This window comes from Methylobacterium sp. WL120 (assembly GCF_008039465.1).
In the GTDB taxonomy this organism is placed as follows: domain Bacteria; phylum Pseudomonadota; class Alphaproteobacteria; order Rhizobiales; family Beijerinckiaceae; genus Methylobacterium; species Methylobacterium cerastii.
On the sequence record NZ_VRUT01000155.1, the window covers coordinates 1 to 11,176 of the forward strand.

The 11,176-nt window shown below is 71.4% G+C and carries 12 protein-coding genes and 1 pseudogene; 8 read left to right on the forward strand and 5 right to left on the reverse strand.

Annotation, left to right across the window (positions count from 1 at the left end):
• Positions 1–677: LysR family transcriptional regulator (locus FV229_RS21845; protein ID WP_147753978.1), on the reverse strand; the 677-nt coding region annotated here is incomplete at its 3' end.
• A gap of 95 nt (positions 678–772) precedes the next feature.
• Here FV229_RS21845 and FV229_RS21850 point away from each other — a divergent pair.
• The 3 genes and pseudogenes from FV229_RS21850 to FV229_RS28235 form a co-directional block, all read left to right on the forward strand.
• Entirely contained in the window at positions 773–1,162 is a 390-nt protein-coding gene (locus FV229_RS21850; protein ID WP_147753979.1) for a tautomerase family protein, read from the forward strand.
• A 111-nt stretch (positions 1,163–1,273) separates the two neighbouring features.
• Complete coding sequence (locus tag FV229_RS21855) at positions 1,274–2,158, forward strand: SDR family oxidoreductase (RefSeq protein ID WP_147753980.1); 885 nt, start codon at positions 1,274–1,276, stop codon at positions 2,156–2,158.
• 140 nt (positions 2,159–2,298) lie between these two features.
• Positions 2,299–2,489: pseudogene (locus FV229_RS28235) on the forward strand (hypothetical protein); the annotation flags it as partial.
• An 88-nt stretch (positions 2,490–2,577) separates the two neighbouring features.
• On the opposite strand, the gene FV229_RS21865 reads toward FV229_RS28235, so the two are convergent.
• The gene (locus FV229_RS21865; RefSeq protein WP_147753981.1) at positions 2,578–3,252 is read right to left on the reverse strand and encodes a HAMP domain-containing protein; all 675 of its coding nucleotides are present in this window, start codon (positions 3,250–3,252) and stop codon (positions 2,578–2,580) included.
• 61 nt (positions 3,253–3,313) lie between these two features.
• Entirely contained in the window at positions 3,314–3,568 is a 255-nt protein-coding gene (locus tag FV229_RS21870; RefSeq protein ID WP_147753982.1) for a hypothetical protein, read from the reverse strand.
• Between the two features lie 472 nt (positions 3,569–4,040).
• Here FV229_RS21870 and FV229_RS21875 point away from each other — a divergent pair, with 472 nt between their 5' ends.
• The 3 genes from FV229_RS21875 (at position 4,041) to hisS (ending at position 7,851) form a co-directional block, all read left to right on the forward strand.
• The gene (locus FV229_RS21875) at positions 4,041–5,318 is read left to right on the forward strand and encodes an MFS transporter (protein WP_147753983.1); all 1,278 of its coding nucleotides are present in this window, start codon (positions 4,041–4,043) and stop codon (positions 5,316–5,318) included.
• A 157-nt stretch (positions 5,319–5,475) separates the two neighbouring features.
• On the forward strand, positions 5,476–5,979 hold the full coding sequence (locus tag FV229_RS21880; RefSeq protein WP_147753984.1) for a DUF3429 domain-containing protein: 504 nt from the start codon (positions 5,476–5,478) through the stop codon (positions 5,977–5,979).
• 336 nt (positions 5,980–6,315) lie between these two features.
• Positions 6,316–7,851 (forward strand): histidine--tRNA ligase, encoded by a 1,536-nt coding sequence (hisS, locus tag FV229_RS21890; RefSeq protein WP_147753985.1) that lies wholly within the window; start codon positions 6,316–6,318, stop codon positions 7,849–7,851.
• A gap of 54 nt (positions 7,852–7,905) precedes the next feature.
• On the opposite strand, the gene FV229_RS21895 is transcribed toward hisS, so the two are convergent.
• Complete coding sequence (locus FV229_RS21895) at positions 7,906–8,178, reverse strand: YARHG domain-containing protein (RefSeq protein WP_147753986.1); 273 nt, start codon at positions 8,176–8,178, stop codon at positions 7,906–7,908.
• Positions 8,179–8,357: 179 nt separating this feature from the next.
• On the opposite strand from FV229_RS21895, the gene FV229_RS21900 reads away from it, so the two are divergent.
• Together FV229_RS21900 and hisG are read left to right on the forward strand one after the other, a co-directional pair.
• The gene (locus FV229_RS21900) at positions 8,358–9,503 is read left to right on the forward strand and encodes an ATP phosphoribosyltransferase regulatory subunit (RefSeq protein WP_147753987.1); all 1,146 of its coding nucleotides are present in this window, start codon (positions 8,358–8,360) and stop codon (positions 9,501–9,503) included.
• Positions 9,500–10,492 carry an ATP phosphoribosyltransferase gene (hisG, locus tag FV229_RS21905; protein WP_246688286.1) on the forward strand — a complete coding sequence of 331 codons (993 nt, stop codon included), beginning with the start codon at positions 9,500–9,502 and terminating at the stop codon, positions 10,490–10,492. Before FV229_RS21900 ends, hisG begins: the two co-directional genes overlap by 4 nt.
• A gap of 31 nt (positions 10,493–10,523) precedes the next feature.
• Here hisG and FV229_RS21910 read toward each other — a convergent pair whose 3' ends face one another.
• Positions 10,524–10,874 carry a lysozyme inhibitor LprI family protein gene (locus FV229_RS21910; RefSeq protein ID WP_147753988.1) on the reverse strand — a complete coding sequence of 117 codons (351 nt, stop codon included), beginning with the start codon at positions 10,872–10,874 and terminating at the stop codon, positions 10,524–10,526.
• Positions 10,875–11,176 lie beyond the last annotated feature (302 nt).

Consider the following 11,176-nt stretch of genomic DNA (forward strand, 5'->3'; position numbering starts at 1 on the left):
GCCCCGACCGCGGCGCCGACGGCGAGGACGCCGCCGCCGACGAAGGTCTCGCACCAGGGCAGGTCGGCCGCATTGAGGGCGCGGAGCGCCGCCGCCCGGACGTTGCAGGGGCCGGCCAGCGTCGCCATCGGCAGGGGCGCGCCGGGCTCGAACCGGAAGCCGGGGGCGGCGAACCACGCGAGGCGCTCCTCGGCCAGCACCGTACCGCCCGCCTCGGCCGGGTCCTCGCTCCGGACGATCGCCGCGTCGAGCTCGCCCGCATCGAACAGGCGCATCAGGTCGCGCGACGGGGCGATCCGCACCTCGACGACGAGGCCCGAACCGGCAAGCCCGAGCCGGTGCAGCAGCGCGGGCAGGTCCGGGCCGGCGACGTGGTCGCTGATCCCGAGGACCAGACGGGCAGGGGGCGCCGCGACGAGGTCGGCCATCGCCCGGTCGTGGGCGGCGAGCAGGCCGCGGGCCGCGGGCAGGAAGCGCTCGCCTTGCGCCGAGGCCCGGACGTTGCGCGGCGTGCGATCGACGAGGCGGCAGCCGAGCCGGTCCTCCAGCCGCTTGAGCCGCAGGCTGATCCCGGCCTGCGAGGTCTCCAGCGCCTCGGCGGCGCGGGTGAAGCTCGCCAGGTCCACGGTGAGCACGAAGGCCTGAACGCTGTCGATGTCGAGCGGGCGGGGCGGCATCACAACGATCCGTTATGGCAGGTATAGCAAAGCATATCTTTCCGTTATCGCGACGCGACGCAATCCTGTCCTCGCTCCGAAACGAGGACCCTGCCATGCCCCTGACCCGCATCTCGATTCGCGCCGGCAAGAGCCCGGCCTTCCACGCGGCGCTCGCGGCCGGCCTCTATGCGGCGATGCGCGAGACCTTCGCGGTGCCCGAGGACGACCAGTTCACCGTGATCCATGAGCACGCCGCCTCGGCCTTCATCTACGATCCGAATTACCTCGGCATCGCGCGGGACGACGACCTCGTGATGATCCAGATCATCGCCAACGACACCCGCGACACCGCGCAGAAGCGGGCGCTCTACGCGGCCATCGCCCGCAACCTCGGGCGGGATCCGGGCGTGAAGCCCGGCAACGTGCTCGTGACCCTCGTCGAGGTCTCACGCGAAAACTGGTCGCTCGGCGACGGGCTGATGAGCTACGGCCCGCCGGCGTGACGATCCGGCGCGGCGACGCGGGGTGAGCCTGTGCGCGTCTCGGCGGGTTCCCGAGGTAACGCCCCCGCCCGCGGCCCACCGAAAGGTCGCGGTCCCACCGACAGGACCACCATGCCCGACACGCCCTCGCCCAACGCTGCCTCCCAACGCCCCGAGCCGCCCTTCGAGGCCAAGCCGATCCCCTATCCCGGCCGCTCGTCCGAGATGCAGCCGCCGCCCGACCACGGCGAGCACAGCTACGTCGGCTCCGGTCAGCTCGCCGGCAAGGTCGCGCTGATCACCGGGGGCGATTCTGGCATCGGCCGCGCGGTGGCGATCGCCTACGCCCGCGAGGGCGCCGACGTGGCCTTGGCCTATCTCGACGAGCACGACGACGCCCGGGACACCGCCGCCTGGATCGAAAAGGCCGGCCGGCGCGCGCTGCTCCTGCCGGGCGACGTCTCGGATGCCGGCCACTGCGCGGCGCTGGTGGAGCGGACGGTCGCGGAATTCGGCAAGCTCGACGTGTTCGTCAACAACGCCGCGGTGCAGGTGCTGGCCGACGACATCGAGGGTATCGAGATCGCCGACTGGGACCGGCAATACGCCGTCAACGTCCACGCGATGTTCTACATCCTCAAAGCGGCCTCGCCGCACCTGAAGCCCGGCGCCTCGATCATCGCCACCGCGTCGGTGAACGCCAAGAACCCGGTCGAGCAGCAGCTCGCCTATTCCTCGACCAAGGCGGCGCTCTGCAACATGGTGGCGAACCTCGCCAAGATCCTGGGCAAGCGCGGCATCCGCGCCAACGCGGTGCTGCCCGGCCCGATCTGGACGCCGCTGATCCCGGCGACGATGTACACCAGCCAGGTCGAGAGCTTCGGCTCGATGACGCCGGCCGGGCGCCCCGGACAGCCGGCCGAGGTGGCGCCGCCCTACGTGATGCTGGCCTCGGACGCGGCCAGCTACATCAACGGCGCGATGATCGCGGTGACGGGCGGCATGGTCACCATCTGAGACCGTCTCCGAGCCGTCGCCGGGCGGCCGGTTTCGGCCTCGACCGAATGCCGGGCCGCTATCGGTCGGCCGCCTGCCCACGCGCTGCGGTATGCTCACATCTCGTCTCGGCCTCGGACGACCTGCGGGTTCCCCCCTTTCCCCGCGGGCGGGGAGAGGCCCGCACGGACCTCGTCGTCCGTGCGAGGAGCGGAGGTGCAGCCGAAGCGGCGGTGAGGGGGTGCGAACGGATGAGCCTCCTTCGGATCAGCCCCCTCACCGTCGGCTGCCGCCTCGCTTTGCCGACGACGAGGTCGGCAAAGCCCTTTCCCCGCGCGCGGGGAAAGGGGATGCGCGCAGGGCGAACCGCCAGAAGCGGGGATGTGTAAATCCCGCAGCGCGATGCGGGGGGAGGGCGGCCGGCGGGGGCGTTCGGATCGTCAGGCGCGCCTCAGGCCGCCCGCACGGTGTCGAGGAAGCGCGCGACCTCGACGCCGAGATGCTCGGATTGGCGCGACAGCTCGGAGGCGGCGCCCAGGACCTGCGTCGCCGCAGCCCCCGTCTCCTCGGAGGCCTGCGCCACGCCGGCGATGTTGCTGGTGACCTCCGCGCTTGATCTCGGCCTGCTCGGCGGCCTTCTGCGCCACCATCGCCTTGATGCCCTCCACCGCCTTGCCGACGGCACCGATTTCGTCGCCGCGACGCGCCTCGACGATCTCGGCCTCGGTATCGCCCTTGGCCATGCGCTGCAGCACGGCCACCAGGCTGCCCATCGGCCGCGTAAGGCCGAACACGACGATCAGGGAGGCCAGCGTCAGCGCGCCGAGCAGGCCGAAGGCGGCGGTGGCGACCAGCAGGGTGGAGGCTCGGGAGACGGCCTGCTCGGCGTCGTCGCGGGCTTGCCGGAGCTCGGCCGTCGGGCGATCGATGCGGGGCTGGGTGATTGCACGAACCTTCGCAAGGCCGACGGTCGCCTCGGTCAGGAGGATCTTGCTGGCGGTCTCGTTGTCGTTCTTCATGCCGTGCAGGTTCGCGCGATCCATGATCGCGAAGAACTCGGTCATGGTGTCCCGCAGCGTCTGGTTGACGGCCTTGCGCTCGGCGGTGTCGGACATTGCGATGAGCCGGTCGACGTTCTCGAAGGCGGACTTGATCGCCGCATCGTAGCGCGACTTGCTACTGCGCCATCTCGGTCTCGCGCGTCTCGATCAGGATGTTGCGCGCCTGGATCGAGGCCTCGTTCACGTTGATCCGAACGTTGAGGACGCTTTCCAGCCGCGTCGCCTGCACGTCCACGATCTGCTGCGTCTGCGCGGCGAGGTCGCCCAGCGTCGCGCGCGAGTAGAGCCCGAGCCCAGCCGTGAGAATGGACAGGATCACAAGCGGAAGCGCGACCTTGAGGATGACTTTTGCGTTGCTGAGAAGTCGCATGATCGTAAGTCAAAAACCAGTTTTCCGTTTATAGCAGACGAATATAAAATTCTTATTCAGATGTTAAAATAGGTCTTAAACCGATGGATTTTTATAAAATCTGTATTCAAAATCGGCGTACCGTCTGCGGAGGGCCGCCCGATCGATCGGGACAGCTTCGAATCCGGTCTCATTCGACAACCTAAGGGTGTATCCAGCACCCGTAGGATGTGCTCGACGAAGCGTCAGCACGCGGACCTTCACGATGCGTGCGGATGGCCGCAGGAGGCCGACGAAGACGCCGACCGAGAGGCCGTCAAGGCGGTCGTCGCCCGGCCCGTTGTGCCGCCCGGAAGCGGAACGACGCGATTCCCTTCCGGCCGACCTCGCGACCGGCGTGAAGACCGGCCCCCCCGTCCGATCCGCCGCGGCTTGACCGCGGGACGGAGCCGGGCCACGCCCTGCGCCGCTCCCGCGGACACCCAAGGACGGCATGGCCCCGACCACCCACCTCGCCCTGATCAACGTCTTCATCGGCGACATCCAGGGCGGCCTGGGACCCTTCCTCGGCACCTGGCTCGCCGAGGCCGGATCGTGGAGCCCGGCCCGCGTCGGCCTCGTCACCACCCTTGTGGGGTTCGGCACGCTGCTGCTCTCCGGCCCGTTCGGCGCGCTGGTCGACCGGGTCGGGCGGCCGCGCTGGCTAATCGCCGCCGCCTGCGCCGCGATCCTCGCCGGAACCCTGCTGCTTCTGCCGGCCCGCGCCTTCGCCTTCGTGTTCACGGCGCAGCTGCTGGCGGCGGCCGGCGGCACCCTGCTGCTGCCGGCGGTGACGGCGCTGACCCTCGGGATCGTCGGCAAGGACCGGTTCCCGAGCCAGCAGGGTCGCAACCAGGCCTTCAACCATGTCGGCATCCTGATCGCCGCCGGCGCGATCACGCTCGGCACCGCGCGGTTCGGGCCGGCCATCGCCTTCTGGGTGCTCGGCCTGATGGCGGTGCTGGCGATCGCCGCCGCGCTGGTGACGCCGGCCTCCGCCTGGAGCCAGCGCCGGGCGGTCGGCTGGAAGGAGGACGAGGCGAAGGATGGGGCCAAGGATGGGAAGAAGGAGGAGGACGCGCCGCAGCGGGCCGGCATCCGCACCGTCCTCGGCGACCGCCGGCTCCTGGTGCTCGCCTGCGCGCTGACGCTGTTCAACCTCGGCAGCGGCGGCATGCTCTCGCTGCTCGGCCAGAAGCTCGTCGCCACCGCCGTCAGCGCGACGCACTGGACGGCGATCTACGTCATGGTGGCCCAGCTCACGATGGTGCCGGTGGCGTTGTTCGCGGGCTCGCTCGCCGACCGGCGCGGCCGGCGCAAGCTCCTGCTCGCGGCCTTCGCGGTGCTGCCGGTGCGCGCCGCGCTCTCGGCCTTCGTCGACGACCCGACCTGGCTGATCCTGGCCGAGATCCTCGACGGGGTGGCGTCGGGCATCGTCGGCGTGGCGGTGCCGGTGGTGGTCGCCGACCTGACCTGGGGCTCGGGCCGGACGCAGACCGCGCTCGGCACCGTCAACGCGGTGCAGGGCGTCGGCGGCGCGCTCTCGGCCTGGTACGGCGGCCTCGCTTTCGGCCTGTTCGGCTGGGCCGGCGCGTTCCTGGCGCTCGGCGCGCCTGCGCTTGCGGCGCTCGCCCTGGTGATCTGGTTCGACGCGACGCCCGAGCCCGGCCGCCGGTCGCGGCGGCGCCAAGCCCAGACGGCACAGACCCACACGGCACAGGCCGCGACATAATCCCGGAACCGCCGTGTCGGGCACAGGTTCACGCTCGCGCGGCGGGGGCCAACCCCTGTATGGCACGGATCATGACGTGCCGGCGCGCGGCGCGCCGTCCCCGCGCGCCGGCCTCGCCCGAATTTGCCCGAGACAACACGGAAACGGCCTGACCCCCATGCGCGACGACGCCACCGGACGCACCCTCACCGCCCACGAACCGCGCGAGACGCCCTGGCTCAGCGTCGTCCTCGGCTTCGGGCCGATGCTGCCGCTGGTGGCGGGCGCCGCCGCCGCCTGGTGGATGCGCGGCCAGCCCCTCGACTACCTCGTCGCCCTGGTGACGATCCTCTACGGCGCCGCGATCCTGCTGTTCCTGGCGGGCGTGCGCCGCGGCGTCAGCTTCCGCACCGAGGGCGGGCCGACGATGGTGCAGATCGCGACGATGTTCGGGCTGTTCGCGCTTGGGCTCTCCGCCCTCGTGACGGTGGTGATGGGCAAGGCGATCCCGGCGCTCGCCCTCCTGATCGTCGGCTACGCCGCCATCGCCGTGCTCGACCCGATCGCCGCGCGCACCGGCGAGGCACCACTGTTCTTCGCCCGCCTGCGCCCGCTGCAGATGCCGATCGCCGTGGCGAGCCTCGCCGCGTTGCTGTGGCTGAAGTGGATCTCGCCTTACTAGGCCGCCCCTCTTCCCTCCCCCCCGACGGATCTCGGGCTTGCGCGAGATCCGCACCCTGTGTGCCCAAGTCGGGCGAGCCCGACTTGGGTGCGGGGGAGGGTGGGCCTCGCGTGAGCGAGGGTCGGGAGAGGGGAGCGACCTCTCCGGACAACGCGCTCCCCTCTCCCGACCCGCTTCGCGGGCCACCCTCCCCCGCAGAGGGGGAGGGAAAATGCCCACCATCGTCTCGCCGCGAGAACTCGCCCGCCTTCGAAATCCAGCCCTGCTTGCCGCTGCCCCCGCCGCCGCGATACAGCCCGGCGCGACCCCCGTAGCGCGCGATCGAAACGAACCCTCATGTCCAAGGCCGATTCCAACAAGGCCGAGAAGGCCGAAAAATCCGGCCTGAAGGCCCGCCTGCCGCGCGGCTTCGTCGATCGCCGTGCCGCCGAGATCGCGGCGCAGGGGCGGATGCTGGAGACGATCCGGGCGACGTTCGAGCTCTACGGCTTCGAGGCGCTGGAGACCCCGTTCGTCGAGTACACCGAGGCGCTCGGCAAGTTCCTGCCCGACCTCGACCGCCCGAACGAGGGCGTGTTCTCGTTCCAGGACGACGACGAGGCGTGGCTCTCGCTCCGCTACGACCTCACCGCGCCGCTGGCCCGGCACGTGGCCGAGAACTTCGACGCGATCCCGAAACCCTATCGCAGCTTCCGCAACGGCTTCGTGTTCCGGAACGAGAAGCCGGGCCCGGGCCGCTTCCGCCAGTTCATGCAGTTCGACGCCGACATCGTCGGGGCGCCCGGCGTCGCCGCCGACGCCGAGGCCTGCATGCTGATGGCCGACACGCTGGATCGGCTGGGCTTGGCCGGGCAGTACGTGATCAAGGTCAACAACCGGAAGGTGCTCGACGGGGTGCTGGCGACGATCGGGCTCGGCGGCGACGCGCAGGCCGGCCAGCGGCTGACCGTGCTGCGCGCCATGGACAAGTTCGACAAGTTCGGCACGGAGGGCGTGCGCCTGCTGCTCGGCCCCGGCCGCAAGGACGAGTCGGGCGACTTCACCAAGGGCGCCGGACTCGACGGGGCCCAAGCCGACAAGGTGATCGCGCTGCTGCTCGCCGGCGGTTCGGAGGAAACGCCCGAACGCTTCGCCTTCGTCGACGCGTTGCTCTCCGCCTTCGGCGAGAACGAGACCGCGCGGGCCGGCATCGAGGAGCTGCACACCATCGCCAAGCTGGTGGACGCCGCCGGCTACGGCGTGGACCGCATCCGCGTCGACCCCTCCGTGGTGCGCGGCCTCGAATACTATACCGGCCCGGTCTACGAGGCCGAGCTGACCTTCCCCGTCACCAACGAGGACGGGCAGACCGTGCGCTTCGGCTCGGTCGCCGGGGGTGGGCGCTACGACGGGCTCGTCGGGCGGTTCCGCAGCGATCCGGTGCCGGCCACCGGCTTCTCCATCGGCGTGTCGCGGCTGTTCTCGGCGCTGCAGCTCACCGGCAGCCCGCTCGCCGAGGCCCCGGCCAAGCCCGGCCCGGTGGTGGTGCTGGTGCTCGACCGCGACGAGATCGCCGCCTACCAGCGGCTCGTCGCCACCCTGCGGGGGGCCGGCATCCGGGCAGAGCTCTATCTCGGCGGCGCCGGGATGAAGGCGCAGATGAAGTACGCCGACCGCCGCGGCAGCCCGGTGGCGATCATCCAGGGCTCGAACGAGCGCGAGGCCGGCGAAATCCAGGTCAAGGACCTCGTCGCCGGCGCCGAGGCCGCCCGCAACATCGCCAGCAACGCCGAGTGGAAGGCCGCCCGGCCGGCCCAGTTCTCCTGTCCCGAGGCCGAGATGGTCGAGCGCGTGCGCGCCGTGCTGGCGCAGCATTTTTCGGCCGACGCGTAAGGGTAGGGGCCGGCTCTCCCTCCCCCCTCTGCGGGGGGACGAGCAGCGGCAGCCTCAGCGCGGGCAGCCGGCGGCGCGTTCCTGGCGCTGGATCTCGGCGACCTTGGCACGATCCCGAGCCGAAAGCGGCACGTCGGCGATGTCGTCGTAGCGGCAGCCGGCGTTGCCGAAGGCCTTGATCCCGCGCGGGGTGCGGAAGCAGTAGCCGGCCTCGCCGTAGACCGCGTTGCGCTCGCCCCAGAGTTCGTCGCACGGGAACTCCGCCCGCGCGGGCGTGCAGAGCGGCGGCAAGGCCACCAGGACGGAAGCAAGGGCGAGGGCGCGCATCGGGTCGGCTCCGGTGGGGACGGGAGCCGCACGATAGCCGATGCGATCGCCGCCGCATGCGCCCGAGCGTCCCAAAGGTTTGACCCTGCGTGTTCATTCCCGCTCGCGAGGCCCGGCGGGGCGGTCGCCAAGCCCGGCTCCGGTTGCTACAGAACCGCTCGACGACGACGGGCAGGATCATGACGCGACCGCAGGCAGGAGAGACGGAGGCGAGCGCGTCGGCACAGGCGCGGCTCTCGGCGCACCTCGCGCAAGGCGGCTACCGCTTCGTGACGCCGCCGGTGCTGCAGCCGGTCGAGCCGTTCCTCGAGCTCTCCGGCGAGGACATCCGCCGGCGCATCTTCGTCACGCAGGACTCCGACGGGGCCGAACTGTGCCTGCGACCGGAGCTGACGATCCCGGTCTGCCGCCTGCACCTGGCCGGCGGCGACGGCCGGGCGGCCGACTACAGCTATTGCGGCCCGGTGTTCCGGCTGGCGGCCGACGAGCCCGACGAGTTCCTGCAGGCCGGCATCGAATCGATCGGCCGCGCCGACACCCCGGCCGCCGACGCCGAAGTGCTCGGCATCGCCCTCGAAGGCCTCGCCCTGTTCGGGCACGCGGCCCCGAGCGTGCGACTGGGCGACATGGGGCTGACGGTGGCACTGCTGGAGGCCCTGAGCGTGCCGCCGGCCGCCAAGCGCCGGACGTTGCGGGCGCTGGCTGCCGGGCGCTCCCTCGACGCGGTCACCAACGCCGCGCTGCCCGAGGACCCGCATGCGGGCCTGCTCGCCGCGATCCAGGGCCAGGACCCGCGCGGGGTCCGCGCCTTCGTCGAGGACGTGCTGGCGATCGCCGGCATCTCGGCGGTGGGCGGGCGCAGCGCCGGCGAGATCGCCGAGCGCTTCCTGGCCAAGGCCGCGGCCCAGGCCAACGGCGGCGCCGGCCTGAACGCAGAGAACCGCGCGATCGTCGATCGCTACCGCGCGATCGGCGGCGACCCGGACGCCGCCGCCCGCGACCTGCGGACACTCGTCCGCGACGCGGGACTGAGCCACGATACACTCGAGGCGACCCTCGACCTGTTCGAGGAGCGCAACGGCTTCATCGCCGCCCGCGGCATGGGGCTCGACGGGTTTCGTTTCTCCGGCGCCTTCGCGCGCAACCTCGACTACTACACCGGCTTCATCTTCGAGGTGACGGCCGCGGGCGGCGACCGGCCCGGCCCCGTGCTGGTCGGCGGCGGCCGCTACGACGGGCTCCTCACCCATCTCGGCAGCGCCACCGCGCAGCCGGCCGTCGGCTGCACCTTCTGGGTCGACCGCGTCGCAGGAGCCGGCCGATGAGCGAGACCATGGACGCAGATGCCCCCCTGGTGCTGGCCGTGCCCTCCAAGGGCCGCCTGCAGGAGAACGCCGCGGCCTTCTTCGGTCGCGCCGGCCTGCGCCTGGCGCAGGGGGCAGGCGCGCGCGACTACCGCGGCAAGCTCGTGGGCGTGGCCGGCGTCGAGGTGCGCTACCTCTCGGCCTCCGAGATCGCGAGCCAGCTCGCTTCGGGCGCGGCCCATCTCGGCATCACCGGCGAGGACCTGATCCGCGAGACGCTGCCCGACGTCCACGGCCAGGTCGAGCTGTTGACGCCGCTGGGCTTCGGCAACGCCACGGTGGTGGTGGCCGTGCCCCAGGCCTGGATCGACGTGCGCGCCATGGCCGACCTCGACGAGGTCGCCGCCGAGATGCGCGCCCGCCATGGCCGGCGCCTGCGCATCGCCACGAAATACGTCAACCTCACCCGCCGCTTCTTCGCGGAGAAGGGGGTGGTGGACTACCGCATCGTCGAAAGCCTGGGCGCCACAGAGGGCGCGCCGGCCGCCGGCTCGGCCGAGATCGTGGTCGACATCACCACCACCGGCGCGACGCTCGCCGCCAACGCCCTGAAGATCCTCGATGACGGGGTGATCCTGCGCTCGGAGGCCAACCTCGTCGCCTCCCTCAACGCGCCCTGGGGCGAGAGCCAGCGCGCGGCGCTCCGCGCCGTGCTCGGCCGGATCACCGCCGAGGAGCGGGCGCGGACCACCCGCGAGGTCCGCGCGGCGATGCCGGAATCCGGTGCGATCGACCTCGCCAGCATCAGCGGCCTGCACGAGGCCGAGCTGCCCTACGGCGCCCCGCGCGGACCCGACGGGGAAATCGTGATGCGCTGCCCAGCCGACGCGGTCTTCGACCTCGCCGACAGCTTGGTGCGGGCGGGCGCCCAGGCCGTCACCGTCCGCCGGATCGACTACGCCTTCGCCGCCGAGAACCCCCTGGCGGAGCGGCTGCTGGCGCGGCTTTAGGACCGCCCGTCAGGGTTTGCCACCGAGCGACCTATTGCGGCCCCTGCTTGGCGAATTCAGACTGCACCGCGCGCAGCACCTTGAGGCGCGCGTCGTAGATCGCCTTGAGGCAGGCGGTGTCGGCGGCGCAGGCGCGGCGCTCGGTGAGCCAGGTCTCCTGGTCGTCGCGGAGCTTGGCGCGGCCGCCCATCGGCAGCACGTCCTTCAGGATCTCGAAGCGGGTCGCCATCTCGACGTCGCGGTCGTTGAGGGCGAGCGTCGTGCAGATCGCTCTCTCGTCGGCCGCCTTGGCCGCCTCGCAATCGAAGCTCGCCGCATGGGCGGGCGCGGTGGCGAGGAGAGCCGCGAGGACGGGCAGGACGAGGCTCGGCTTGGCGGTCATGGCGGTCCAATGGGGCGGTGCTGCGCTCTCCATCGCACGCCGGCCGGGGGAACCGAACGGATAAATCGTGCGCCGAAGCATTTTCGAGCGAGGTGGATGCCGGCTCGCAGGAAGCCATGCGGCCCCGCAACAAGAGAGAGCATTTTCGGTGATCTCTGGATCACCGAAAATGCTCTAGCAGGCTGCTGCAGAAGTCGCTGGCAGGCTTGTCGCGGAGATGATTCACTCTGTTAGAGGCAGGGGTGGGATCAGGCGATGCGCGGGCGCGGAGATCGATCGGAGAACCTGTTCAGCTACGTCCG